Source organism: Thioalkalivibrio nitratireducens DSM 14787 (genome assembly GCF_000321415.2).
Lineage (GTDB): Bacteria > Pseudomonadota > Gammaproteobacteria > Ectothiorhodospirales > Ectothiorhodospiraceae > Thioalkalivibrio > Thioalkalivibrio nitratireducens.
Window position 1 is genome coordinate 734,031 of the sequence record NC_019902.2, and the last position, 23,591, is coordinate 757,621.

28 protein-coding genes are annotated in these 23,591 nt (G+C 66.7%); 24 read left to right on the plus strand and 4 right to left on the minus strand.

The genetic code is table 11. From position 1 onward, the window contains the following. Window positions 1-33 precede the first annotated feature (33 nt). The 3 genes from recR (at window position 34) to TVNIR_RS03775 (ending at window position 1,846) form a co-directional block, all read left to right on the plus strand. Window positions 34-630: a recombination mediator RecR gene (recR, locus tag TVNIR_RS03765; protein WP_015257644.1), complete on the plus strand. Its 597-nt coding sequence runs from the start codon at window positions 34-36 to the stop codon at window positions 628-630. A gap of 44 nt (window positions 631-674) precedes the next feature. Then, window positions 675-1,019, plus strand: coding sequence for a histidine triad nucleotide-binding protein (locus tag TVNIR_RS03770; protein WP_015257645.1), 345 nt, complete (start codon window positions 675-677; stop codon window positions 1,017-1,019). Between the two features lie 71 nt (window positions 1,020-1,090). After that, on the plus strand, window positions 1,091-1,846 hold the full coding sequence (locus TVNIR_RS03775; RefSeq protein ID WP_015257646.1) for a hypothetical protein: 756 nt from the start codon (window positions 1,091-1,093) through the stop codon (window positions 1,844-1,846). A gap of 21 nt (window positions 1,847-1,867) precedes the next feature. On the opposite strand, the gene rsgA is transcribed toward TVNIR_RS03775, so the two are convergent. The 3 genes from rsgA to TVNIR_RS03790 all read right to left on the minus strand — a co-directional run bounded on the left by rsgA (window position 1,868) and on the right by TVNIR_RS03790 (window position 3,595). Next, entirely contained in the window at window positions 1,868-2,821 is a 954-nt protein-coding gene (rsgA, locus tag TVNIR_RS03780; RefSeq protein ID WP_083499340.1) for a ribosome small subunit-dependent GTPase A, read from the minus strand. A 117-nt stretch (window positions 2,822-2,938) separates the two neighbouring features. Next, window positions 2,939-3,274 carry a 4a-hydroxytetrahydrobiopterin dehydratase gene (locus TVNIR_RS03785; RefSeq protein ID WP_015257648.1) on the minus strand — a complete coding sequence of 112 codons (336 nt, stop codon included), beginning with the start codon at window positions 3,272-3,274 and terminating at the stop codon, window positions 2,939-2,941. A gap of 18 nt (window positions 3,275-3,292) precedes the next feature. After that, window positions 3,293-3,595 carry a c-type cytochrome gene (locus TVNIR_RS03790; protein WP_015257649.1) on the minus strand — a complete coding sequence of 101 codons (303 nt, stop codon included), beginning with the start codon at window positions 3,593-3,595 and terminating at the stop codon, window positions 3,293-3,295. An 89-nt stretch (window positions 3,596-3,684) separates the two neighbouring features. Between TVNIR_RS03790 and orn the strand changes: the two genes are divergently transcribed. Continuing rightward, window positions 3,685-4,254, plus strand: coding sequence for an oligoribonuclease (gene orn / locus TVNIR_RS03795; RefSeq protein ID WP_015257650.1), 570 nt, complete (start codon window positions 3,685-3,687; stop codon window positions 4,252-4,254). A gap of 209 nt (window positions 4,255-4,463) precedes the next feature. Here orn and nadB read toward each other — a convergent pair whose 3' ends face one another. Beyond that, window positions 4,464-6,104 (minus strand): L-aspartate oxidase, encoded by a 1,641-nt coding sequence (gene nadB, locus TVNIR_RS03800; RefSeq protein ID WP_015257651.1) that lies wholly within the window; start codon window positions 6,102-6,104, stop codon window positions 4,464-4,466. 144 nt (window positions 6,105-6,248) lie between these two features. Between nadB and rpoE the strand changes: the two genes are divergently transcribed. The 20 genes from rpoE to msbA all read left to right on the plus strand — a co-directional run bounded on the left by rpoE (window position 6,249) and on the right by msbA (window position 23,586). Continuing rightward, entirely contained in the window at window positions 6,249-6,827 is a 579-nt protein-coding gene (gene rpoE / locus TVNIR_RS03805; RefSeq protein ID WP_015257652.1) for an RNA polymerase sigma factor RpoE, read from the plus strand. Between the two features lie 10 nt (window positions 6,828-6,837). Next, entirely contained in the window at window positions 6,838-7,365 is a 528-nt protein-coding gene (locus TVNIR_RS03810) for a sigma-E factor negative regulatory protein (RefSeq protein WP_043740140.1), read from the plus strand. A 6-nt stretch (window positions 7,366-7,371) separates the two neighbouring features. Beyond that, window positions 7,372-8,361 (plus strand): MucB/RseB C-terminal domain-containing protein, encoded by a 990-nt coding sequence (locus tag TVNIR_RS03815; RefSeq protein WP_015257654.1) that lies wholly within the window; start codon window positions 7,372-7,374, stop codon window positions 8,359-8,361. A gap of 11 nt (window positions 8,362-8,372) precedes the next feature. Then, complete coding sequence (locus TVNIR_RS03820) at window positions 8,373-8,843, plus strand: SoxR reducing system RseC family protein (RefSeq protein WP_015257655.1); 471 nt, start codon at window positions 8,373-8,375, stop codon at window positions 8,841-8,843. A 161-nt stretch (window positions 8,844-9,004) separates the two neighbouring features. Beyond that, the gene (locus TVNIR_RS03825) at window positions 9,005-10,411 is read left to right on the plus strand and encodes a DegQ family serine endoprotease (protein ID WP_015257656.1); all 1,407 of its coding nucleotides are present in this window, start codon (window positions 9,005-9,007) and stop codon (window positions 10,409-10,411) included. A 67-nt stretch (window positions 10,412-10,478) separates the two neighbouring features. Continuing rightward, a complete protein-coding gene (locus tag TVNIR_RS03830; protein WP_015257657.1) occupies window positions 10,479-10,754 on the plus strand; it encodes a glutaredoxin family protein in 276 nt (91 codons plus the stop codon). After that, window positions 10,747-12,555 (plus strand): translation elongation factor 4, encoded by a 1,809-nt coding sequence (lepA, locus tag TVNIR_RS03835; protein ID WP_015257658.1) that lies wholly within the window; start codon window positions 10,747-10,749, stop codon window positions 12,553-12,555. The genes TVNIR_RS03830 and lepA overlap by 8 nt, the downstream gene beginning before the upstream one ends. A 61-nt stretch (window positions 12,556-12,616) precedes the next feature. Then, window positions 12,617-13,390: a signal peptidase I gene (gene lepB, locus TVNIR_RS03840; protein WP_015257659.1), complete on the plus strand. Its 774-nt coding sequence runs from the start codon at window positions 12,617-12,619 to the stop codon at window positions 13,388-13,390. 24 nt (window positions 13,391-13,414) lie between these two features. Further along, the gene (locus tag TVNIR_RS03845; protein WP_418081250.1) at window positions 13,415-13,792 is read left to right on the plus strand and encodes a DUF4845 domain-containing protein; all 378 of its coding nucleotides are present in this window, start codon (window positions 13,415-13,417) and stop codon (window positions 13,790-13,792) included. Window positions 13,793-13,822: 30 nt separating this feature from the next. Beyond that, window positions 13,823-14,554, plus strand: a complete 732-nt coding sequence (rnc, locus tag TVNIR_RS03850) for a ribonuclease III (RefSeq protein WP_015257661.1) — start codon at window positions 13,823-13,825, stop codon at window positions 14,552-14,554. Next, window positions 14,551-15,462, plus strand: a complete 912-nt coding sequence (gene era / locus TVNIR_RS03855; protein WP_015257662.1) for a GTPase Era — start codon at window positions 14,551-14,553, stop codon at window positions 15,460-15,462. Before rnc ends, era begins: the two co-directional genes overlap by 4 nt. Next, entirely contained in the window at window positions 15,459-16,121 is a 663-nt protein-coding gene (gene recO / locus TVNIR_RS03860; protein WP_015257663.1) for a DNA repair protein RecO, read from the plus strand. The genes era and recO overlap by 4 nt, the downstream gene beginning before the upstream one ends. A gap of 155 nt (window positions 16,122-16,276) precedes the next feature. Next, complete coding sequence (locus TVNIR_RS03865) at window positions 16,277-17,041, plus strand: pyridoxine 5'-phosphate synthase (protein WP_015257664.1); 765 nt, start codon at window positions 16,277-16,279, stop codon at window positions 17,039-17,041. A gap of 21 nt (window positions 17,042-17,062) precedes the next feature. Continuing rightward, entirely contained in the window at window positions 17,063-17,461 is a 399-nt protein-coding gene (locus TVNIR_RS03870) for a holo-ACP synthase (protein WP_015257665.1), read from the plus strand. Between the two features lie 44 nt (window positions 17,462-17,505). After that, window positions 17,506-18,414 carry a cysteine synthase CysM gene (gene cysM, locus TVNIR_RS03875; protein WP_015257666.1) on the plus strand — a complete coding sequence of 303 codons (909 nt, stop codon included), beginning with the start codon at window positions 17,506-17,508 and terminating at the stop codon, window positions 18,412-18,414. Beyond that, window positions 18,411-19,202, plus strand: a complete 792-nt coding sequence (locus TVNIR_RS03880; protein ID WP_015257667.1) for a 3'-5' exonuclease — start codon at window positions 18,411-18,413, stop codon at window positions 19,200-19,202. Before cysM ends, TVNIR_RS03880 begins: the two co-directional genes overlap by 4 nt. A 5-nt stretch (window positions 19,203-19,207) precedes the next feature. Next, the gene (rlmD, locus tag TVNIR_RS03885; protein ID WP_015257668.1) at window positions 19,208-20,524 is read left to right on the plus strand and encodes a 23S rRNA (uracil(1939)-C(5))-methyltransferase RlmD; all 1,317 of its coding nucleotides are present in this window, start codon (window positions 19,208-19,210) and stop codon (window positions 20,522-20,524) included. Window positions 20,525-20,772: 248 nt separating this feature from the next. After that, window positions 20,773-21,405, plus strand: coding sequence for a MotA/TolQ/ExbB proton channel family protein (locus tag TVNIR_RS03890; RefSeq protein ID WP_015257669.1), 633 nt, complete (start codon window positions 20,773-20,775; stop codon window positions 21,403-21,405). Beyond that, a complete protein-coding gene (locus TVNIR_RS03895; protein ID WP_015257670.1) occupies window positions 21,402-21,827 on the plus strand; it encodes an ExbD/TolR family protein in 426 nt (141 codons plus the stop codon). Before TVNIR_RS03890 ends, TVNIR_RS03895 begins: the two co-directional genes overlap by 4 nt. Beyond that, on the plus strand, window positions 21,820-23,586 hold the full coding sequence (gene msbA / locus TVNIR_RS03900; RefSeq protein ID WP_015257671.1) for a lipid A export permease/ATP-binding protein MsbA: 1,767 nt from the start codon (window positions 21,820-21,822) through the stop codon (window positions 23,584-23,586). The genes TVNIR_RS03895 and msbA overlap by 8 nt, the downstream gene beginning before the upstream one ends. Window positions 23,587-23,591: the final 5 nt, after the last annotated feature.

Sequence of the window (23,591 nt, forward strand, 5' to 3'; positions counted from 1 at the left end):
GCTTCCCGGGCCGCTGGTGCTGCTCGTGCAGCGATGACGACCGAGCCCGCCCTCGAGGAACTGATCGCGGCACTGCGCTGCTTGCCGGGTGTCGGCAACAAGTCGGCGCGGCGGATGGCGCTGCATCTGCTGGAACGCGATCGAGCGGGAGCTCGCCGGCTGTCCCGAGCGCTGGAGGTGGCTGCGGACACGGTCGGACACTGTTCCCGCTGTCGCACGCTGACGGCTGCCGATACCTGTGCGCGCTGCCTCGACCCCTCGCGCGACCCGGGTGTGATCTGTGTGGTCGAAACCCCGGGCGACGTGCTGGCCATCGAGGCGGCTACCGATTTCCGCGGGGTGTTTCATGTGCTGCTGGGGCGCCTTTCGCCGCTCGACGGCATCGGCCCTTCGGAACTGGGGCTGGACCGGCTGGAGCAGCGGCTGCACGATGAACCCGTGCGCGAGCTCATCCTGGCCACGAATGCCTCGGTGGAAGGCGAGGTGACCGCGCACTACCTCGCCGAGATGGCTGCACGTCACGGCGTGCGAGCCACGCGGATCGCGCAGGGCGTGCCGGCCGGGGGCGAACTGGAGTACCTGGACGCCGGCACGCTCGCCCATGCCTTGTCGGGCCGGCGCGAATATTGATATAAAACCGGGTCCCTGGGACGTCCCAACTGCAAAGGTGACGCGTGAGCGATTGTGTATTCTGCCGTATCGTGGCCGGCGAGATCCCCGCGCGGATCATCCTGAAAACCGACACGGTGCTCGCGTTCCACGATCTGAATCCGCAGGCGCCCGGGCATGCGCTGGTGATCCCGCGCCGCCACATCGCGACTCTGAACGACGCTTCGGAGTCGGACCGCGCGATCCTCGGCGACCTGATGCTGGCGGGGGCGGAGGTCGCCAGAATCCTGGGTTTCGCCGAATCGGGATACCGGACGGTGACGAACTGCAACCCGGACGGAGGCCAGACGGTCTACCATATACACTTGCATGTCCTGGGGGGGCGGCGGCTGTCCTGGCCCCCGGGCTGACCAAAAAGGGGTTATACTTGAGGTGCAGGGCGCTCCGGAGTGACGTTCGTCCTGCAGGGAGAACACGACAGATGAACGCATGCCATCGAACAACCCGTTTCGCGCTTCGGCTGGTGCTCGGCGTGTTGCCGTTCGTGCTGGCCTCGGGCGCCGTGCATGCCGACTCCCGCTCGCTGTATTCGCTCGGTTACACCCCTGGCGCCGACGCCCGTACGAATCTCGATGCGTTTACCTCGGCGGACCGGCTGCGTCCCGGGTTCCGGAACGACGTGCAGCAGGGCTCTGCGCTGAACCTGGAAGTGCGTTCCACACGATTGCCGTCCGCGGCGGCGCCCGGCCTTGCCGAGCGGTCGCTGGAGACCAGCGGCGGCTATCGGCACCGGTTCGGTGGCAGCGGGTTCGGATACGGTGTCGATCTGGGCCTGGGCATGTACGCACCGACCTGGGATCAGCCGTTCGACCTCGAGCAGGGGCTCGGTGATCGCAGTTCGTTCATGGTCACTGATTTCAGCACCGGCCCGACCTATGAATCCGGTAGCCTGCGCAGCCGCGTTCGCGTCGGTGTGCGCTATCCACTGCTCGGCGAAGGCGACGCGGCCAGCCCGCTGTACGGCCACCGCGGCGACTCCGGTCGCGGCGCGGGTTACGTGAGCCTGGACAGCCGACTGCGTTTCAGCAACCAGACCGAAATGTCGCTGAGCGTGTTCTACGACGACTACGGCTTGAGTTCGTCGTCGGACGACTGGTTGAGCGACGGCCTCGGTTTCCGTGGCGGCGCGGGTAGCAGCCAGTCGGTGGTCGGCTTCGAGATGGGGCTGAATTTCTGACGCGGCCGCGCTCCGGTGGGGTCAACGGCGTGCGCCGCGATTCCCCGGCATAAGGCGCCCGCCCGCGCCGATCTCCTGCAACAACTCGTGCCAGGCCTCCAGCCGGTGTGCGGGCAGGCCGCCGTCCGCGACGGCCACCGTGACCGCGCAGCCCGGTTCGGCCCGGTGGGTGCAATCCCGGAACCGGCAGCGTTCCGCGAAAGCGGCCAGGTCGGGAAAACCCCGCACCAGCTCCGCGGTGCTGCTGATTTCCGGGGTGAAGTCGCGGACTCCGGGGGAGTCGATCCATGCCCCTCCCTCGGCCTCGTACCAGCGTGCAGTGGTGGTCGTGTGCCGGCCCTCTCCCGAATGCCCCAGATTTCCGATCCGCAGTTCCTCGCGCGGCAGCAACGCCTGGATCAGCGAGGACTTGCCAACTCCCGACTGCCCGACCAGGATGTTGCTGTGGCCGCGAGCGGCTGTGCGGAGCCGATCGAGCCCGTACCCGGTGTGTGCGCTGACGCGCAGCAGGTCCAGGTTCAGGCAGCGGTAGTTCTCGAGCAACGCGTCGAAGGCCGCCGGGCGTTGCAGGTCGGCGCGGTCCCACTTGTTCACCAGGATTCCTGGCTGTGCCGGGAGGTTGACGATGCCGGCCAGAAACCGGTCGACCAGGAACGACGGCACCTCGGGGCGCGGCGCGATCACGATCCACACCCGGTCGATGTTCGCTGCGATGGTCCTGGGCCGGTTCGAAACGTCGCGGCGGGTCAACTGGTTGTGACGGTCCGCACGCCGCGCAACTGCGGCTTCCGTGGCCTCGAGGAAGACGCGGTCACCGCAGACCACATCGTCGGTCTTGCGCCGCAGTCGTGCACGCTGCTGCACCCGTTGCCGGGTATCGAGCACGTCCACTTCGCTGCCATAGCGTGCGATCACCCGCAGCGGAGCGGTAGTTGAGGCCGCGTGCTTTCCGGGCTGTCGCGTAGCCATGCACATCACCCGAGCGGTGCCCGGCCCGGGGAAGGCTTCAATGCTCCCCGGGCCGGGTAGCCGCGCCATCGTGCCAGCGACCGCGCCGCACGAGGCCCACTCCCGGGGCGACCGGCACTCGGTCTACTCGAGCAGCGCATCGATGCGTGCGGCGCAGACGAAGTCGTTCAGTGTCAGCCCGTTCACCGCGTGGGTCGTGAACCGAACCACGCACTGGTTATAGGAGACCTCGAGATCGGGATGGTGGTCCTCGCGGTTCGCGATCCACGCGACCGCGTTCACGAAGCCAACCGTTTCGTGAAAATTGCCGAAACGCAGCCGCCGTGAGATCGGTCCCTGGTCGCTATCCAGATTCCATTCGGGGTGGAGCTGTTTCAGCATCGCATCGCGGTCGGCCGGACTCATCGGCCCCGGGAATCGTTCCGGGGGCTCGCAATGCCGGTTCTTCAGGTCGCTCATTACAGGCCCTCCCGGCGCTCAGAACTGGTAGTAGTTCTCGTTGAGATAGTGCGCGACGGCCTCGACCTCGTCGTCGAACCAGCCGGTCCCGAGGTTCACGTTGCAGCGGTTCACCTGTGTGACCAGCGAATCGAACGACTCCACGCCGCGGGTGTGGCGGGTATATAGCTCCGATCCGTCGCCGCCAACCATGCTGACATGGCACGACACGCAGTTCTCCTGGTGCAGCTTCTCGCCTAGCCCGACGTCGCTGGCCTGGGACGGCGCGGCGAAGGTGGTCGCGACGAACAGTGTACCGAGTGCGGTTCCAAGATAACGCATAGGACCTTCTCCTTTGCAGTGGGCGTGCCGGACCCGATCCCGGATCCGGCACTGAATGATAGACTGGCGAACGATTCGAGGGAGAGCGCATGGGCCAGAATGCCGATAACCTGATCTGGATAGACCTCGAGATGACCGGTTTGGATCCCCATTCGGACCTGATTCTCGAGGTTGCGACGATCGTCACCGACAAGGATCTGAACGTGCTCGCCGAGGGACCGGTGATCGCGGTGCGCCAGCAGGAAGCGGTGCTGGTGCGTATGGACGACTGGAACCGCAGAACGCACGGGGCCTCCGGACTGATGCAACGCGTGCGCGACAGCATGACCGATGAGCTCGGCGCCGAGCATGCGACGCTGGAGTTTGTGAAGCAATGGGTGCCGCGCAATGCGTCGCCGATGTGCGGCAACTCGATCTGCCAGGACCGCCGTTTCCTGGCCCGGTGTATGCCTGATCTCGAGAGGTACTTCCATTACCGCAATCTGGACGTGAGTACGCTGAAGGAACTCGCCCGGCGCTGGGCGCCGCAGGTGCTCGCATCTTCGAACAAAGAGGCCACGCACCAGGCACTGCAGGACATCCGGGACTCGATCGCCGAACTGCGTCATTACCGCGAGCACTTCATCCGGTTGCCGGCTGGCCGGCCCGAGGCGGAGTAGATAGACGGGTTCACTGCAGTGACATTCGCCCGGCGGGGTGAGCGGGCGGATTTGTTGCCCTTGCCCGCCAGCGCATCGGGCCGTGTGTGGATCGCGATCCCGCGATCCTTTCGGTGAGTCAGTGTGAGCCCGGGTTCCTTGGCTCGCGAGGGACTGAATCGAAGAAGCGCGTTGCGTGCCGCCGGGTGCGTTGTGCCGCATCTTGAGGATCAGGCCGGATGGTGCGCCGCCGATGATGGCGGCGTCTGCACCGTGGGTTTGCCGTCGAGTGCCGGATCGCGCTCCGGATAATTGCGGACGTAATGCAGCCCGCGGCTTTCCCGTCGTTCCAGCGCGCTCTTCACGATGATGTCGGCGACCAGCACGAGGTTTCGCAGTTCGATCAGGTCGGGCGTGATGCGGTAGTGGCTGTAGTATTCGTGTACCTCTTCCATCAGGACCCGGATGCGCCGCTGCGCACGCAGCAGTCGGTCCAGGCTGCGGACGATCCCGACGTAGTCCCACATCAGCCGGCGGAGTTCGTCCCAGTCGTGGGACACCACGACCTCTTCGTCGGAATCGGTGACCCGCGATTCGTCCCAGTTCGGCGGCTGCGGCAGGGACTCCGGCCGCAGCGGATCCGGAACGGACAGGATGTGGTCGGCCGCGGCCCGCGCATAGACCAGGCATTCCAGCAGTGAATTGCTCGCCATCCGGTTGGCGCCGTGCAGCCCGGTGTAGGAGACTTCGCCCGCGGCATAGAGCCCCGGGAGGTCGGTCTGTCCGTGCCGGTTCACCATCACCCCGCCGCAGGTGTAATGCGCGGCCGGCACCACCGGCAGCGGTTCGGTCGTCATGTCGAAGCCGTATTCCAGGCAGCGCTGGTGAATGGTCGGGAAGTGCTCGCGCACGAATTCCGGTGGACGGTGGCTGATGTCCAGGTACACGCAGTCGATGCCGAGGCGCTTCATCTCGTGGTCGATCGCGCGGGCGACGATGTCGCGCGGCGCCAGTTCCGCACGCCGGTCGAAGCGTTCCATGAACCGTTCGCCGCCGGGCAGGAGCAAGTGCCCGCCCTCGCCGCGCACGGCTTCCGAGATCAGGAAGGATTTGGCCCTGGGGTGGAACAGGCAGGTGGGATGGAACTGCATGAATTCCATGTTCGCAACCCGGCAGCCGGCGCGCCAGGCCATCGCGATTCCGTCCCCGGTCGCGCCGTCGGGGTTGGAGCTGTACAGGTAGACCTTGCTGGCGCCGCCGGTGGCGAGGATCACGACCGGTGCCAACACGGTCTGCACCTGCCGCGTGGTGCCATCCTGCACATAGGCGCCGATGACCCGGGGGCTGCCGCCGGCGCGGTGCACGATCAGGTCCACCGCCATGTGCCGCTCGAACACGTCGATCCGGGGACGCTCCCGGAGGGTGTGTACCAGGGTGTCCTCGATCGCCTGGCCGGTGGCGTCGGCCGCGTGGGCGACCCGTCGCGCACTGTGCCCGCCCTCGCGGGTCAAGTGCAGGCGGCTGCGCCCCTCGTGGGCCTCGCGGGTGAACGGCACGCCGAGTCCGAGCAGCCACTGGATCGCCTCGGGACCGGCGGCCACGGTGCGGCGCACGGCATCGATCTCGCACAGGCCGGCGCCGGCGTCGAGGGTGTCGGCCATGTGGGCATCGAAGGAGTCGGCCTTGTCCAGCACCGCCGAGATGCCCCCTTGCGCGTAGCGGGTGCTGCCCTCGTCCACAGGCCCCTTGCTGAGCACGGCCACGCGCCGGAACGGTGCGAGATGGAGTGCCGCGGTCAGGCCCGAGGCGCCGCTTCCGATGATCAGCACGTCGAAGCGCTCGACCGGCGGATCCATTTGTGTTGCGGCCATGGCTCAGGTAACGTTCCGGCGTTGTTTTGCCGGCAGCCGACCGCGTGCCGCGACGCTTGGGGCAATCAAGACGAACTTCACCATGGTTACAGGGTCCATGCAGCCAAGATTACCGGAGTCCGGGCTCCGGGCGGGAGTCTCCGCATGAGCGAGAAGGCTTCCGACGAGGCCCTGGTCAAGCGCGTTCAGAGTGGCGAGAAGGCAGCATTCGACATCCTGGTCCTCAAGTACCAGCACAAGATCATCAATCTGGTCGGGCGCTACGTGCACGACCATGCGGCGGCACTCGACGTGTCGCAGGAGGCCTTCATCAAGGCCTACCGGGGGCTGGCGAATTTTCGGGGCGAGAGCGCCTTCTACACCTGGTTGTACCGGATCGCGATCAACACCGCGAAGAACTACCTCGTGGCCCAGGGAAGGCGGCGGCCTGAAGCGGAGGTGGACGCCCAGGACGCTGAGCAGATCGGTGGCAATTCGGCGCTCAAGGACAGTGCAACCCCTGAAGGGGAGTTGTTGTCAGAGGAAATACAGGCAGCGGTGCAACGCACCATCGAGCGTTTGCCGGACGACCTGCGAACCGCGATTACGCTGCGCGAACTGGAAGGGCTGAGCTACGAGGAGATCGCCCAGACCATGGGATGTCCGATCGGGACCGTCCGTTCGCGCATCTTTCGAGCCAGAGAAGCCATCGACCGGACCCTGCGTCCGCTGCTAAACGATTGAGCGAGCGATGATGAACAAGCAAGTGAGCAAAGCCGAGCGTCTTTCCGCGCTGGTGGACAACGAGACCGATGCGTTCGAAACCCGCCGGCTGGTGGGTGAGCTGTTGAAGTCGGACGGGGATCGTGGAACCTGGGCGCGCTACCACTTGATCGGGGATGGTCTGCGCGGAGGCCTGCGCCAGGTGGCGCCGGTGGATTTCGTCGATCGTATCCGCGACGAGCTCGCCGACGAGGCACCGATCCGTGTGGCAGCCGGCGGCAACTCGCGTGCACGCTGGGTCAGGCCGGTTGCGGGCGCCGGTGTCGCGGCAGCGGTAGCGATGGTGACCTTGCTGGGCCTGCAGATGGTCGTGGGCGGAGGTGAGAATACACCGGTCGCAACTACCGAAGATGCCGAGCCGGAAGCGCTGGCCGCGGAGAATGAGGGCGGTGTGGCGCCGGATCCGCGCTTCGCGCGCTACCTCGAGAATCATGCCGAGTTGGTGGCTCCGGGATCCTCGGCGTTCGCCCGGGTTCGTAACTCAGTGGACGGCGAGTAGCGGCGGATGTGGGGCTGGGTACGCAACCTCCCGGTCATGCTTCTTCTGGTCCTGCCGGCTGCCTCCGTCGGTGACGAGGGCGATCCGGTCCGCTGGCTGGAGCGCATGACCGAAAGCCTGCACCTGCAGAGCTACGAAGGGACTTTCGTGTTCCAGCGGGGTGACCGGATCGATACCGTCCGGGTGGTGCATGCGGCCGAAGAGGGCGGTTACCGGGAACGTCTCCAAACCTTGACCGGTTCCGCCCGCGAGGTGGTCCGGTCGGTAGACCGGCTGAGCGTCCTGAAAGGCGCTCGCGCCGAGGGTGAGGGTGCGGGTGAAGGAGCGCCGCAATGGCCCCCTGCAATCGCGGGGGCGCTGGTCCGGGCGAATGACCGCTATCACCTGAAATCGCCGGGGTTCGACCGCATCGCCGGCTTCCCCTGTTACCTGCTGCATGCGAAGGCCCGGGACGAGTTGCGCTACAGTCACAAGTACTGCCTGCATCGCGAAACCGGGTTGCCGCTACTGAGCGAACTGATCGACGCCAGCGGACAGTTGCTGGAGCGGATGGTCTTCACCGAGTTGGAGTTCCTCGACGTGGTGTTCGAGGACGCCCTGCAGGCGCGGGGATGCGATGCGCGGCATATCGATGTACGTGTTCCGTCCGAGGATGCGCTGCAGGAGGCGGCCCACGAGAAGTGGTTGTTCGAGGACCTTCCGCCGGGGTTTGCGCCGGTGATCGCGACCGAGCGCTCTTTCGGCCCAAATGCGCCGCCGTCGCTGCACTTTGTGCTGAGTGACGGTCTGGCAACCGTGTCGGTCTATGTCGACGTGTCCGGCGAGGTGTCGGAAACCTTCGAGGGCGCGACGCGCTCCGGGGCGACGCACGCCGTGGCCAGGCCGCTGGCTGGACACCAGTTGACGGTGGTGGGCGAGGTGCCGAGGCAGACGGTGGAATGGATCGCCGGGTCTGCACGCTACCTGGGTGACGATGGTGCGGGGCCGGGGCCCTGATCGTTCTGCCGATGACGGCCTGGATCGAGGAGCGGGGTGTGGTCCTGGCGGCCGACGCACAGTGGGCCACCGTCCGCATGCAGCGCCAATCGACCTGCGGCTCCTGCTCGGCGCGCAGCGGGTGCGGCAATGGTGTGCTGGCTGAGGTGCTCGGGCGTCGGGCGCTGGAGTTGCGGCTGCCCAATCATCAGCACGGCCTGCACAGCGGTGATCGGGTGATTTTGGGGGTCGAGGACCGTGCCCTCGTTTCGAGTGCCTTCGCAATGTACCTGCTGCCGCTGCTCGGGCTGATCGCTGTCCCGGTGGCTGCAGGCTGGGCCGTGCCGGCAATTGCGGAAGGCTGGCTCGTGCTCGCGGGCGCGGCGGGATTCGCGGCGGGGCTTGTCGGTGTGCGGCGTTGGTTGCGCGGCCAGGGCCGGCGACTCGAACCGATTTTGCTGGGGGTGGAGTCCGTCCGGACGCAGGTTCCGGGCGGGAAGTGACGGCCGACCGGTCGTCGTACAGCGAGGGATACGTGGGCGTCGTCCGGCACGGCGGCGATGCCGCCGTCCTGCGACCACTGCACGCGGCAGTTTCCCGGGTTCGGGAACTCGGGCCACTGCCCGCCCTCTAGACTGGTACTCAACGGACCCTGAAGGTGAATATGAAAATCTATCGTTGGTTTGTACTTGCGGTTGTGCTGATCGCGTTCTCGGCCCCGGTAGCCGCGGGCCAGCTCCCGGACTTCGTGCCGCTGGCCGAGGAATACAGTCCGGCAGTCGTGAACATTTCCTCTACACGGGAGCGCGCGTCCGCCGAGGGAGGCAGAGAGATGCCCGAGCTCCCCGAAGGCATGCCCTTTGGCGACCTGCTCGAACGGTTTTTCGGCGAACGGGGTATGCCGCAGCCCTTCGAACGTGAGCGCGCATCGCTGGGCTCCGGGTTCATCTACACGGCGGACGGTTACATTCTGACCAACCATCACGTGGTCGAAGGGGCCTCGGAGATCGTGGTCCGGCTGTCGGACCGGCGCGTATTCACGGCGGAACTCGTGGGCTCCGATCCCCAGAGTGACGTGGCGGTATTGAAGATCGACGCCGATGACCTTCCCACGCTGAAACTCGGTTCCTCTGAACGGCTCCGGGTCGGCGAGTGGGTGCTTGCGATCGGCTCGCCCTTCGGTTTTGATCACTCGGTGACGGCCGGCATCGTCAGTGCGAAGGGGCGCAGCCTGCCCTCGGACAACTACGTGCCGTTCATCCAGACCGACGTCGCGATCAACCCTGGAAACTCGGGGGGGCCGCTGTTCAATCTGGATGGCGAGGTCGTCGGCATCAATTCCCAGATCTACAGCCGCACTGGCGGGTTCATGGGGCTCTCGTTCGCGATTCCGATCGAGATGGCGGTCGAAGTCGCGGAGCAGCTGCGCGAGACCGGCACGGTGACTCGCGGCTGGCTGGGGGTGCTGATCCAGGAGGTGACGCGCGAACTTGCCGATTCCTTCGGCATGTCGCGCCCCACGGGTGCCCTGGTCGCACAGGTGCAGCCGAACAGCCCCGCCGAGCGGGCGGGATTCCGGACCGGTGACGTGATCCTGCGTTTCAACGGCATCGACGTGCCGCGCTCGAGTGCTCTGCCGCCGATCGTTGGGCGTACCCCGGTCGATTCCGAGGTCGAGGTCGACGTGCGGCGCGGCAGTGAGGAGATCGTGATCGAGGTCACGATCGATGCGTTGCCCGAGGAGGTTGCGGCCGGTCGAGGGATGCCGCCGCGTGCCACCGAACCTCAGACCCTGCTCGGCATGCAGATCGAGCCGCTGGGTGCCGAAGAGCGCTCGGCGCTAGGTCTGGGCGAGACCGGGGTCCGGGTGCGCGGGGTCACCGGCAACCCGGCGCGCGCCGCCGGGATCGCCGCCGGCGACGTAATCGCGCAGTTCGCGGGGGAGGCGGTGAGTTCGCCGGAAGATCTCGAGGAAAAGGCGAACGCGGCAGAGCCGGGCCGCTCGGTTGCCGTGCTGATCCACCGCGACGGCAACCCGGTGTTCATCGCCTTGCGCATTCCCAACCCGTGATCGCCGGGCCGTACCGGGGCGCTGCCGGAACCCGCCGGCGGCAGCCCGGGCCCGCGGGCGGCTGACCATGCCCGATTCCGGCGGGACCGGTTGCCAGCAGGTCCCGCGCCTGACGCTGTACTTCCGGGAAGGCTGCGGACTCTGCGAGCAGATGCACGCAGAGCTTTCCGTGCTCGAAAGCCGGTATACTTTCGCGCTTGAGCGTATCGACATCGATGAAGATCCACGCCTGGTGGCCCGTTTCAATGCGAAGGTCCCGGTGCTGGCGGTGGACGGTGAGATCCTCTGCTGCCACTACCTCGATACGTCCGCACTGATCGACGAGCTGACCCGGCATGACTGAGACCCGACTGACACGCAACTTTTCCATCATCGCGCATATCGACCATGGCAAGTCGACGCTCGCGGACCGACTCATCCAGGTCTGCGGCGGGCTGACCGAGCGTGAAATGGCCGAGCAGGTGCTGGATTCGATGGATCTCGAGCGCGAGCGCGGCATCACCATCAAGGCCCAGAGCGTGTCGCTGTTCTACGACGCGGCTGATGGCCAGCGCTACCAGCTGAACTTCATCGACACACCTGGGCATGTCGACTTCTCCTACGAAGTCTCACGCTCGCTCGCCGCCTGCGAGGGTGCGCTGCTGGTGGTCGATGCGTCCCAGGGTGTCGAGGCACAGAGCGTCGCCAACTGTTACACCGCGATCGACCAGGGCCTGGAGGTCGTGCCGGTACTGAACAAGATCGATCTGCCGGCCGCGGAGCCCGACCGGGTCGCGACTGAGATCGAGGACGTGATCGGTATTGAGGCGGCGAACGCGATCCAGGTCTCTGCGAAGACCGGGGCAGGCGTGCCGGAACTGTTGGAGGAACTGGTGCGTCGGATCCCGCCGCCGGAAGGCCGTGCGGACGCTCCGCTGCAGGCGCTGGTCATCGACTCCTGGTACGACAACTACCTCGGCGTGGTGGCGCTGGTACGGGTCAAGGTCGGCCAGCTGCACGCAAAGCGCCGGATCATCGCGATGTCGGTCGGACGTGCCTACGAAGTGGACCGGGTCGGCGTGTTCACCCCGAAGCCGGTGGACCGGCCGTTCCTCGACGTCGGCGATGTCGGTTATGTGATCGCGAGCATCAAGGACATCACCGGGGCAAAGGTCGGCGACACCTTCACCGACGCGCAGAACCCGGCCACCACCCCGCTGCCGGGTTTCCAGGAGGTGCAGCCGCGCGTCTTCGCCGGGCTGTTCCCTATCAGCGCCGAGGCCTTCAACGACCTGCGCGACGCCCTGGACAAGCTGCGCCTGAACGACGCCTCCCTGCAGTTCGAGCCGGAGACCTCGCAGGCGCTGGGATTCGGATTCCGCTGCGGTTTCCTCGGGATGCTGCACATGGAGATCGTGCAGGAGCGATTGGAGCGCGAGTACAACCTGGATCTCATCACTACCGCGCCCACGGTGGTCTACGAGGTCGAGAAGACCGACGGCGAAGTGGTGCCGGTGCACAATCCGTCGGAACTTCCGCCTGCCAACGAGGTGGCGGAGATCCGTGAACCGGTGATCCTGGCCAACATCCTGGTGCCGCAGGAATTCGTCGGCGCGGTGATGACGCTCTGCCAGGAGAAGCGGGGCGTCCAGACGAAGATGCAGTACCTCGGGCGGCAGGTTGCACTCGCCTACGAGATGCCGATGTCCGAGGTGGTGCTGGACTTCTTCGATCGCCTCAAGTCCTCCACCAAGGGGTATGCCTCCTTTGACTATCAGCCCCTGCGTTTCCAGGCGGCACCACTGGTCCGGGTCGACATTCTGATCAACGGCGAGCGGGTCGATGCCCTATCGGTGATCCTGCACCGCGACCAGGCCCAGACGCGCGGTCGCGAACTGACCGAGCGCATGTGTGGCATCATCCCACGCCAGATGTTCGAGGTCGCGATCCAGGCGGCGATCGGTTCCAAGGTGATCGCCCGTTCGACGGTGAAGGCGCTGCGCAAGAATGTCCTTGCGAAGTGCTACGGCGGCGATGTCAGCCGCAAGCGCAAGCTGCTGGAGAAGCAGAAGGCGGGCAAACGCCGCATGAAGCAGATCGGCCGCGTCGATGTGCCGCAGGAGGCCTTCCTGGCCGTGCTGTCGACCGGGGAGAAGCAGGGGTGATCCACTGGGCAGCGCGGGTTCCCTGGGACAGCGGGTTCGTTCACCACAACAGGGTTATGCTATGACGTTCAGCCTGGAGCTGATTTTGGTGCTGGGCACGCTGGTGACGGGGCTGATCTGGCTGGGCTGGGCCGTGCTCCGGCGGCTGGGCAGCGTCGACCGGCGCAGGAGCATGCCGTGGTACGTCGACTACTCGCGCTCGTTCTTTCCTGTATTGCTGATCGTGCTGGTGCTGCGCTCCTTCGTCGCGGAGCCGTTCCGGATCCCGTCGGGGTCGATGATGCCGACGCTGCTGGTCGGCGATTTCATCCTGGTGAACAAGTTCTCCTACGGCGTGCGCCTGCCCGTCACCCGCAGCGTGATCCTGGACAGCGGGAAGCCCGAACGGGGTGATGTCGCGGTGTTCAAGTACCCGCGCAATCCCGCCGAGGACTACATCAAGCGGGTGATCGGCGTGCCGGGCGATGTGATCGAGTTCCGCGATCGCACGCTCTACGTGAACGGCGAGCCGCAGGAAACCGAGCGGCTCGGCACATATACCGGCGTAGGTTCGGGAAGCATGATGACCGGCGCACTGCGCTACCGCGAACACCTTGGTGACACCCCGCACGAGATCCTGATGTGGGAGGGCAGCCCGGGGCTCAGTGGCTCGGTGCGGGTTCCCGAAGGGCATTACTTCATGGTGGGCGACAACCGCGACAACAGCAACGACAGCCGGATGTGGGGCTTCGTGTCCGAGGATCTGCTGGTCGGCCGCGCGCTCTTCATCTGGCTGAACTGGGATTACAATGGCGGGCACTGGGACTTTTCCCGGATCGGCAATCGGATTCGTTGACTCGAGACGGCGGGGGCGGCCGCAATGATGACAAGCAGACGACAGATGCAGGGCGCCGGTGTGCTGACGGTGATTGCGCTTCTGCTGTTTGCCCTGCTGATCGGGACTTTCGTTCTGACCATGGGCAAGGACTACATGCAGTACTGGACGGTGCGCAGCATCGTGATCGACGTCGCGAAGACACCGGGTGCCGCGGAGCGCACTCCACACCAGATCTGGAACGAAATCGAGCGGCGCTTCACGATCAATTCGATCTACGACAACGTGGAGCGCGAAAACTTCACGTTCGAGGAGGATGGCGGCGGGCGCTACATGTTGTTGTCCTACGAGGTGCGCCGGCCGTTTTTCGGCAACCTCGATCTGGTGGCCAATTTCAACCGCCGCGAAACCCTCGCGCCCTGACCATGACCCTGCGTGCACACGGCGTTGCCAATGCCACTGTCCCGGGCTGAGTCTCGATCACACGCGCGCCCTGCAGCAGCGATCGGTGCGGGCGATTTTCGCAGCCTGCTTCCAGAGGCGCTGCGTGCGGGTGACGCCCTGGAGCAGGCGTTGACCCACCGCAGCGCCGGTAGTCGTCACAACGAGCGCATGGAGTTCCTCGGCGACGCGGTGTTGGGTCTGGTGATCGCCGATGCCTTGTACGAACGCCTGCCCGACGCCCCGGAAGGGGACCTGACACGCCTGCGCGCGGCGCTGGTCAACCGGACAGCGCTCGCGGAACTCGCGCGCGGTGCCGGTCTGGAGGGGGCGCTGACGCTCGGGCAAGGGGAGCGCAAAAGTGGCGGCCAGCGCCGCGAATCGATCCTCGCCGACACGCTCGAGGCGCTGATCGGTGCCACCTACCATGCCGCGGGCTTCGAGGCAGCCCGCGCGTTCGTGCTGCGGCTCTATGCCGAGCGGCTGGCCCACCTGCCGAGCGCCGAGTCCCTGAAGGATCCGAAGACCCGCCTGCAGGAGTGGCTGCAGGGGCGTGGCGAGGCCCTGCCCGAATACCGGGTGCTGGAGGTGTCCGGTCCGGATCACCGGCGCCAGTTCGTGGTCGAGGTCTGGCTGCCGAGCCAGTCTTGGGGACAGCGCGGCGCCGGTTCCGGCCGACGCCGGGCCGAGCAGGCGGCGGCCGAGGCGGCGCTGGACCGGCTGCGGCGGGAACCGCTGCGATGACGGATCGGGAAACGAACGCTACACGCTGCGGGCTGGTGGCCCTGGTCGGGCGACCGAACGTTGGCAAGACCACCCTGATGAACCGCATGGTCGGGGAGAAGCTGGCCGCGATCACGCGCAAGCCGCACACGACGCGTCATCGGATCCTCGGGATCGTGACGCAGGGTGCCGACCAGATGGTCCTGATGGATACGCCGGGCATCGATGTCGAGCCCCGGAAGCGGATGAACCAGCTGCTCACCCGGACCGCGGTGCAGGCACTGGGAGAGGCAGATGTCGTCTGCTTCATCGTCGAAGCGCTGCGCTTCGACGCTGGCGACGAGCACGTACTGAGGTTGCTGCAGGCCTCGGGCCGGCCCGCGCTGCTGGTGGTGAACAAGGTCGACCGCGTCGCCGATAAGTCCGCGCTGCTGCCGTTCATCGATGTACGGGCGCTGGAGTACGATTACCTCGGCGTGGTGCCGCTTTCCGGACGGACCGGTCAGAACCTGCAGGGGCTGGTCGACGAGTTGCGCCGGCATCTGCCGCCCGGGCCGTTCCTCTATGACCCGGATCAGCTCAGCGATCGCTCTGAGCGTTTCCGTGCCGAGGAGATGATCCGCGAGGCCCTGCTCGAACGCCTCGGGCAGGAGGTTCCCTACGCGGTCGCGGTGCGGGTGGAAGGCTGGGAGGACCGCCCTGGAATTACCCACATCGATGCGCTGATCCTGGTCGAACGCGACAGCCAGAAGGGGATCGTGATCGGCAAGGGTGGCCACATGCTGAAACGGGTCGGGCAGGCCGCCCGTGAGCAACTGGAGGCGCTGCTCGGACGCAAGATCATGCTGCGCCTGACCGTGCGCGTCGAGGCTGGCTGGCCGCAGAGTGAACGCGCGCTGCGCGAACTGGGCATCGACGAAACGCGGTGACCGGCGGGCAAAGGGAACTGGTGCCGGGCTTCGTGCTGCACGCCCGCCCGTTTCGGGAGAACAGCCGCGTCCTGGAACTGATTACTGCCAGCGCCGGGCGGGTCACCGTGCTGGCGCGCGGCCGTACCGGAAGCCTGCGGCCGTTCGTGCTGCTGGACGTGGCGTGGCGCGGGCGCGGCGAACTGCCGAACCTGGCGGTGGGCGAAGAGCGGCGGGTGTTCCCGCTGGCCGGGCGCGCGCTGGTCTGCGCACTGTACCTGAACGAACTGGTGCTCCGACTGATTCCCCGGGATGCTGGGGAAGGCGGGATCGTGGCCGTACTGGAGAAGGCCTATGGCGGCCTGCTGACCGCCGATCGACCGGAGCATCCGTTACGCGTTGCGGAGTGGTCGCTGCTGTGCCTGGTGGATTCGGGACTCGAGCACCTCGCGTCGGAGGGTGTGAATCCGGCCGCGCACTACGCCTACCGGCCCGAGCAGGGGCTGAGCGGTCCGCTGCCCTGGAACAGCCCCGGTGCGGTGCCGGGCGCGGTACTGCTCGCGCTCGCCAGCGGTGCCGGCGTCCCCGATAATGCCCAGCGCGCGGCGCGTGATTTCATGCGCCGCCTGATCGATGCACACCTGGACGGCCGGGAGATCCACACCCGCCGTCTGCTCTAACTGTCATACCCTGGGGCGCGAGCCACCCCGAGGGATGACCTCGGGCCACGGATGAACACGGAAACACACCGAAATGACGTTGAATACCCTTCATTTTTCCTGATGTCCGTGTTCTTCCGTGGCTGTATCTTTCACGTTCACAGGAAGACTGCCCCATGCGTTCCGCCACCGCCAGCGATCCCGGCCACCTCCGGCTCGGGGTCAACCTCGACCACATCGCCACCATTCGCCAGGCGCGCCGGACACGCTATCCGGATCTTATGCACGCGGTGCGTCTCGCCGAGGCCAGTGGAGCCGATTCCATCACGCTGCACCTGCGCGAGGACCGGCGCCATATCCAGGACGACGACGTGTTCGGGATCAAGCCGCGGCTGCTGCGGCCGCTGAACCTGGAGATGGCGGCGACCGGGGGGATGCAGGCCATTGCGCTTAAGCTGCGGCCCGAGGCCTGCTGCATCGTGCCGGAACGGCGCGAGGAGCTCACCACCGAGGGTGGTCTGGACGCACACGGCCAGCGCGAGCGGCTCCGCCCGTTCGTGCAGCCGCTGACCGCCGCTGGAATCGAGGTATCCCTGTTCGTCGAGCCGGATATCCGCCAGCTCGAGGCTGCGGTCGCGATCGGTGCGCCGGTGGTCGAGCTGCACACCGGCGCCTACGCCAACGCCACGACCGCGGACGATCGCGAACGGCTGCTGCACGACCTGTTCGATGCGGCGCGCGCCGGCTACGAGATGGGACTGGTGATCAACGCGGGGCACGGGTTGGACTACGACAACGTGCGGCCGATTGCCGCCCATCGGCTGTTTCACGAGCTGAATATCGGCCATTCGATCATCGCGCGCGCGCTGTTCACGGGCCTTCCGGAGGCGGTGAGTCACATGCGCAGCATCATGGATGCCGCGCGCCGCAGTGGGAACTGACGTGTCCGGGCATCCGCTGCGATGATCCTTGGGGTCGGGACCGACGTGGTCCGGGTGGAACGCCTCGGTTCGATGCTGCAGCGCCACCGGGCGCGGCTGCTGCAGCGGGTGCTGCATCCGCAGGAGCAGGCGGAGCTGCCCGTGATGCGTCCGGAGGCGTTTGTCGCCCGCCGGTTTGCCGCGAAGGAGGCCCTGGCCAAGGCCCTGGGCTGTGGGATCGGCCGCGACATGGCGTTGCACGAGGTGCGCGTCGCGCACGATGCGAGGGGGCGGCCGGAGTTCGAACTGACGGGTGCGGCCGCGCGCACCGCGGCGCGCCTGGGCGTGACCCGTATTCATCTCAGCATCAGCGACGAGCACGAATACGCCCAGGCCTTCGTGGTCGTGGAAGGCGGAACGGACGCCGAGTCCACGTCGTAGGCGCACGCCTCGCGTCGGCGTCGATGCCGGTATACTGTCGCACCATGACGCATTCGAGCCCCCATTCCTATCCGACGCTGGAACAGTTCGTCGGCAATACGCCACTGGTGCGCCTGCAGCGCCTTGCAGCGGGCCTTCCGTCCACAGTGCTGGTGAAGCTCGAGGGCAACAACCCGGCGGGCTCGGTGAAGGACCGTCCGGCGCTGAACATGATCCTGGGGGCCGAGGAACGCGGCGAGATCCACCCGGGCGACACGCTGATCGAGGCGACCAGCGGCAACACCGGGATCGCGCTGGCGATGGTGGCCGCGATCAAGGGCTACCGGATGCTCCTGATCATGCCCGAGCACATGTCCGCCGAACGGCGTGCCGCGATGAAAGCCTTTGGCGCCGAGATCGTGCTGGTCAGTCGTGAGCAGGGCATGGAGGGCGCCCGCGACCTGGCCCAGCAAATGGCGCGCGAAGGCCGTGGCCGCGTGCTGGACCAGTTCGCGAACCCCGACAACCCGGACGCCCATTACCATGGCACCGGCCCCGAGATCTGGCGCGACACCCGTGGCGAAGTCACGCATTTCGTGTCCTCGATGGGCACCACCGGCACGATCATGGGCACCTCGCGCTACCTGAAGGAGCGGAACCCCGCGGTGCAGGTCGTCGGTGTGCAGCCGACCGAAGGATCCTCGATCCCGGGAATCCGGCGCTGGCCGAAGGAATATCTCCCCTCGATCTTCGAGCCCGCGCGGGTCGATCGTACGCTGGATGTGAGCCAGCACGATGCCGAGACCACGATGCGCCGCCTGGCGGCCGACGAGGGGATCTTCTCCGGCGTTTCGTCGGGCGGCGCGGTCGCCGCGGCATTGCGCGTGGCCGCGGAGGTCGAGGGTGGCACCGTGGTGGCGATCGTCTGCGACCGGGGCGACCGCTACATCTCGACCGGAGTGTTCCCCGCATGAGCGGGCCAGTGCTGGTCTTCGACCTCGAGACGGTTCCCGACATCGAGGGAGGCCGGCGGCTGCACGATTTCGACGGTCTGTCGGACGCCGAGGTGGCCGAGGCCCTGTTCGCGCTGCGCCGGATCAAGACCGGCTCGGAGTTCCTGGCCCACCCGCTGCACCGGGTCGTGTCGATCGGAGTGCTGTATCAGGGCGGCGACCAGATGAAACTTTCGGCCTTCGGGCGCGATACCGAGGACGAGGCGGAGGTGCTGCGCCAGTTCTTCGACGTGATCGAGAAGCGCACGCCGACGCTGGTCAGCTGGAACGGCGGCGGCTTCGACCTGCCGGTGCTGCACTATCGGGCATTGCTGCACGGCGTGCAGGCGCCGCGCTACTGGGACCAGGGCGACGACGATCGCAGCTTCCGGTACAACAACTACCTGAACCGTTTCCACTGGCGCCATGTCGATCTGATGGACGTGCTCGCCGCCTACCAGGCCCGTGCCTGCGCAGGGCTGGACATGATCGCGTCGCTGCTGGGCTTTCCCGGCAAGCTGGGGATGGACGGCAGCCAGGTCTGGCCTGCCTGGCGCGACGGCGACCGCGAGTGCATCCACGACTACGTGGAACATGACGTACTGAACACTTACCTGGTCTACCTGCGCTTCGAACGGATGCGCGGCGGGCTCAGCTCCGAGATGCACGGGCGCCGGGAAGCGCAGCTGCGCGACTACCTCGCCACGGCCGGACGCCCGAACCTCGATGCTTTTCTCGCTGCCTGGGACGGCGCATCCCCCGTTTCCTGAAGTACATGAAGATCGACCACAATCCCTTTGAACTGGTGATCGAGGATCTGACCCTGGACGGGCAGGGTGTCGGCCGGCGCGGGGGCAAGGCCTGTTTCGTCGACGGTGCGCTGCCCGGCGAGCGGGTGCGCGCGGTGCAGACCGGGCGCAAGCGCAACTTCGACATCGCGCGCCTGGAAGCGGTCCTCGAACCCGCGCCCGAGCGCGTCGAGCCAAGCTGCACCTGGTTCGGGATCTGCGGCGGCTGCCGGCTGATGCATGCCGACATCGCGCTGCAGCGGCGCCTGAAGGAACGCAGCCTGTTCGAGGCGCTGGCGCGGATCGGCCATGTGCAGCCCGAGCGCCGGCTGGAACCGCTGACCGGGGCCGATCTCGGCTACCGGCGCACCGCCCGGCTGGGGGTCAAGTATGTCGCGAAAAAGGGCGGAACCCTGGTCGGCTTCCGCGAACGGGGCGGGCGCTACCTGGCCGACATGCGCGACTGCCCGGTGCTGCACCCGGCGCTCGGAGGGCGGATCGAGAAGTTGCGGGAGTTCATCGACGGACTCGATGCCCGCGAGCGGATTCCCCAGATCGAGGCCGCGGTGGATGACGTCGGCACCACCGTACTGGTGTTCCGCCATCTGCAGCCACTGTCGGCACAGGATCGGGATCGGTTGGCCACGTTTGCCGATGCCGAGGGCGTACAACTGTACCTGCAGCCCGGCGGACCCGGTACCGTGCACTTTCACGCCGGCCCTGACGCAGCGCTGCGCTACACCCACCCGGAACTCGGGCTGCACGTGGATTTCCAGCCGCTGGATTTCATCCAGGTGCACGCCGGAATCAACCGGGACATGGTGCGCCGGGCGATCGATCTGCTCGCATTGACACCGCAGTCGCGCGTGCTGGACCTGTTTTGCGGGTTGGGCAATTTCACGCTGCCGCTGGCGCTCCGGGCGCACGAGGTGCTGGGCGTGGAAGGGGATGCGGCGATGCTCGACCGGGCGCGTGCCAATGCCGAGACGCAGGGAATCGGCAACACCCGCTATCGGCGCGCCAACCTTGATGACCCGGCGCTGGCCGATGCGGCCTGGCTGCAGGAGTCGTTCGACCGGGTGCTGCTGGATCCGCCGCGTGCCGGCGCCGCGGCGGTCGTGCAGGCGCTGGGGCCGCGCGCGATCCCGCGGCTCGTCTACGTGTCCTGCAACCCGGCGACGCTGGCCCGCGACGCGGGCGAACTGGTGCAGCATTTCGGTTACCGCCTCGAGGCCGCGGGGATCATGGACATGTTCCCGCATACCGCGCACGTCGAGTCGATGGCGCTGTTCACCCGTGAGTGATCCCGGTGTCGAGTTTCGTGGGATCGGGGCAGTGGGTATCATCAGCACTCCGGACGCCAGAGCATGGCGTCTGCGCGCTGCGCCCGGGTGCCGCGACGGCACCGCAGTTGACTCTGCAACGCACCATCGCCCGGCGCCGGGACGGGTTCCGGTACCGTTGCATGCAGGGGTCTACGGCCTGCGTGCCGGGTCGGTGATGGATCGGGGCACCGGCGTCGGTGTCCTGTGCGTGTTCTTGGGAGATCCGAATGCTGGAGATCGTGAAGGCAGGTGGCTGGCTGATGGTGCCGATCCTGCTTTGTTCGGTAATCGCGCTGGCCATCGTGCTCGAGCGCCTGTGGTCGCTGCGCCGTGCCCGGGTGGTGCCGCGTGGCCTGCTGCTGACGGTCTGGGAACAGATTCGGGGCAGCGGCCCCGGCGGGGAGATCCAGCTACAGCGCCTGCGTGCCCGCTCGCCGCTGGGTCAGGTGCTCGCGGCCGGCTTGGCCGCGCAGAACCATTCGCGCGAGGTGATGAAGGAAACCATCGAGGAAACCGGCCGGCGCGTGGCGCACGAACTCGAGCGGTTCCTGAATACGTTGGGCACGATCGCGATGATCACGCCGCTGCTGGGTCTGCTGGGCACGGTGGTGGGCATGATCGAGGTCTTCACCGTGATTACCGACGTCGGGGTCGGCAGCCCCCGGGATCTGGCCGGGGGCATCTCGCAGGCCCTGGTGACCACTGCGACGGGCATCGGCGTTGCGATCCCGACGCTGATCTTTCATCGCTATTTCCGCGGGCGGGTCGATGAACTCGTACTGGAGATGGAAATGGAGGCCGTGAAACTGGTCGAGGTGATCCACGGCGAGCGCAGCGCCTCGGTCGGGGTCGGTGCGTGAATTTCCGGCGGCGCAGGGACGACGAGGCGGGGATCAACCTGACACCGCTGATCGACGTGGTGTTCCTGCTGTTGATCTTCTTCATGGTTTCGACCACCTTCGACCGACACGCCGACATCCAGCTGCAGCTGCCGTCGGCCGACCGCGAGCCGGCGCTCGCGGAGCGTGCCTGGATCGATATACTGATCGATGCGACCGGGGAGTATTACGTCGATGGGCAGGAACTCGTGAACCGCCGTCCGGAGACGCTCGAACGGATGCTGGAGCAGGTGCTGCGCGACCGGGCCGGGGATCCGGTGCTGATCCGGGCCGATGCGCATGCCAGCCATCAGTCGGTGGTTACCGCGCTGGATGTGGTCGGCCGTCTCGGGATCACTGCGGTCTCGATCGCGACCATCGGCCGGGTTGCGGATGATGACTGACCGGGAGCGGGCAGGTTACGACACGGGGTGGCGCGTCTACAGGCGCCTGCTGTCCTACGCGTTCCAGTACTGGCCGTTGCTGATTACCGCCACGGTCACGATGGTGATCATGGCGGCGACCGAGGCGGGGTTCGCCGCGTTGATGAAGCCGCTGATGGACGAGTCCTTTGGTGCCGACGAGAGCCAGCTCTCGCGCTGGATCCCGCTGCTGCTGATCGGCCTGTTTGCGGTCCGCGGCGTCGCCGAGTTCGGTGCGACCTACTCGATGCGCTACGTCGGCCGCCAAGTCGTGAAACGCCTGCGCACGGAACTGTTCGAGCGTCTGCTGGTGATGCCGGTGCAGCGCTTCCAGCACCAGTCCAGCGGCGAGCTGATTTCCCGCCTTACCTACAATGTGGAACAGGTGGCCAGTGCCGCGACCGATGGCTTCAGCGTGCTGGTGAAGGACAGCCTGACGATTCTGGTGCTGCTCGCCTGGATGCTCTACCTCAGTGCGGCGCTGACGATGACCGTCCTGGTGATCGTGCCGGCGGTCGTGCTGCTGGTGAACGTGGTCACGAGGCAGTTCCGGCGCCTGTCGCACCGTATCCAGGGCAACATGAGCGACGTGACCCACGTGACCCAGGAAGTGATCGAGGGCCATCGGGTCGTTCGGATCTTCGGCGGCGAACCCTTCGAACGCGAACGTTTCGAGGGGATCAACGAAGGCAACCGCCGGCTGCACATGCGCATGGAGGGCGTCAAGGCAGCGTATGTGCCGATCATCCAGTTCATCGTTGCACTGGTGCTGGCCTTTATCATCTGGATGGCGACTTCCGACACCCTCGGGGACGAGGTCACGGCCGGAACCTTCGTTTCGTTCCTGACCGCGATGCTGCTGCTGCTGACCCCGATCCGGCGTCTGAGCACGATCAACGCGACCCTGCAGCGGGGCATCGCGGCTGGCCAGAACATCTTCGCCGTGCTCGACGAGGTGCCGGAGCGCGATACCGGACATACCCCGATGGAGCGTGCCCGCGGGGCGCTGCGCTTCGAGCAGGTGAGCTTCCGGTACGAGCCCGGTGGCCCGGACGTGCTGAAGGACATCGACCTGGCGATCGAGCCCGGCGAGAATGTGGCGCTGGTCGGACGCTCCGGCAGCGGCAAGACGACGCTGGTCAACCTGCTGCCGCGGTTCTTCCAGCCGACCCGGGGGCGGATTTTCCTGGACGGCCACGATCTCTCCGATCTGCGCCTGCGCGATCTGCGCCGCCAGATCGCTTACGTGGGCCAGCATGTCACGCTGTTCGCGGACACGGTCGCGAACAACATCGCCTACGGTCGCGTCGGAACGACCCTGGACGAGATCCGCGAGGCTGCGGCGGCGGCGCATGCGCTGGACTTCATCGAGCAGCTGCCGGACGGGTTCGATACCGAAATCGGCGAGAACGGGGTACTGCTGTCCGGTGGCCAGCGGCAGCGGCTGGCCATCGCTCGGGCCCTGCTGCGGGACGCGCCGCTGCTGATCCTGGACGAGGCGACTTCGGCGCTGGACAACGAGTCCGAGCGCAAAGTGCAGGCGGCCCTGGCCAATCTGATGCATACCCGAACGACGCTGATCATCGCCCACCGCCTGTCGACGATCGAACACGCCGATCGCATCCTGGTGCTCGATGCGGGACGCATCGTCGAACAGGGGCAGCATGCGGATCTGCTTGCCCGCGACGGCATCTACACGCACCTGTACCGGCTCCAGTTCCGCGAAGCCGAGGCGGGGTAGAGTCG

Coding starts and splice junctions, on each gene's coding strand:
- recR (WP_015257644.1), top strand. CDS start 34: ATGACGACCGAGCCCGCCCTCGAGGAACTGATCGCGGCACTGCGCTGC.
- TVNIR_RS03775 (WP_015257646.1), top strand. CDS start 1,091: ATGAACGCATGCCATCGAACAACCCGTTTCGCGCTTCGGCTGGTGCTC.
- rsgA (WP_083499340.1), bottom strand. CDS start 2,821: ATGTGCATGGCTACGCGACAGCCCGGAAAGCACGCGGCCTCAACTACC.
- TVNIR_RS03785 (WP_015257648.1), bottom strand. CDS start 3,274: ATGAGCGACCTGAAGAACCGGCATTGCGAGCCCCCGGAACGATTCCCG.
- TVNIR_RS03790 (WP_015257649.1), bottom strand. CDS start 3,595: ATGCGTTATCTTGGAACCGCACTCGGTACACTGTTCGTCGCGACCACC.
- orn (WP_015257650.1), top strand. CDS start 3,685: ATGGGCCAGAATGCCGATAACCTGATCTGGATAGACCTCGAGATGACC.
- nadB (WP_015257651.1), bottom strand. CDS start 6,104: ATGGCCGCAACACAAATGGATCCGCCGGTCGAGCGCTTCGACGTGCTG.
- rpoE (WP_015257652.1), top strand. CDS start 6,249: ATGAGCGAGAAGGCTTCCGACGAGGCCCTGGTCAAGCGCGTTCAGAGT.
- TVNIR_RS03810 (WP_043740140.1), top strand. CDS start 6,838: ATGAACAAGCAAGTGAGCAAAGCCGAGCGTCTTTCCGCGCTGGTGGAC.
- TVNIR_RS03815 (WP_015257654.1), top strand. CDS start 7,372: ATGTGGGGCTGGGTACGCAACCTCCCGGTCATGCTTCTTCTGGTCCTG.
- TVNIR_RS03820 (WP_015257655.1), top strand. CDS start 8,373: ATGACGGCCTGGATCGAGGAGCGGGGTGTGGTCCTGGCGGCCGACGCA.
- TVNIR_RS03825 (WP_015257656.1), top strand. CDS start 9,005: ATGAAAATCTATCGTTGGTTTGTACTTGCGGTTGTGCTGATCGCGTTC.
- TVNIR_RS03830 (WP_015257657.1), top strand. CDS start 10,479: ATGCCCGATTCCGGCGGGACCGGTTGCCAGCAGGTCCCGCGCCTGACG.
- lepA (WP_015257658.1), top strand. CDS start 10,747: ATGACTGAGACCCGACTGACACGCAACTTTTCCATCATCGCGCATATC.
- lepB (WP_015257659.1), top strand. CDS start 12,617: ATGACGTTCAGCCTGGAGCTGATTTTGGTGCTGGGCACGCTGGTGACG.
- TVNIR_RS03845 (WP_418081250.1), top strand. CDS start 13,415: ATGATGACAAGCAGACGACAGATGCAGGGCGCCGGTGTGCTGACGGTG.
- rnc (WP_015257661.1), top strand. CDS start 13,823: ATGCCACTGTCCCGGGCTGAGTCTCGATCACACGCGCGCCCTGCAGCA.
- era (WP_015257662.1), top strand. CDS start 14,551: ATGACGGATCGGGAAACGAACGCTACACGCTGCGGGCTGGTGGCCCTG.
- TVNIR_RS03865 (WP_015257664.1), top strand. CDS start 16,277: ATGCGTTCCGCCACCGCCAGCGATCCCGGCCACCTCCGGCTCGGGGTC.
- TVNIR_RS03870 (WP_015257665.1), top strand. CDS start 17,063: ATGATCCTTGGGGTCGGGACCGACGTGGTCCGGGTGGAACGCCTCGGT.
- cysM (WP_015257666.1), top strand. CDS start 17,506: ATGACGCATTCGAGCCCCCATTCCTATCCGACGCTGGAACAGTTCGTC.
- TVNIR_RS03880 (WP_015257667.1), top strand. CDS start 18,411: ATGAGCGGGCCAGTGCTGGTCTTCGACCTCGAGACGGTTCCCGACATC.
- rlmD (WP_015257668.1), top strand. CDS start 19,208: ATGAAGATCGACCACAATCCCTTTGAACTGGTGATCGAGGATCTGACC.
- TVNIR_RS03890 (WP_015257669.1), top strand. CDS start 20,773: ATGCTGGAGATCGTGAAGGCAGGTGGCTGGCTGATGGTGCCGATCCTG.
- msbA (WP_015257671.1), top strand. CDS start 21,820: ATGACTGACCGGGAGCGGGCAGGTTACGACACGGGGTGGCGCGTCTAC.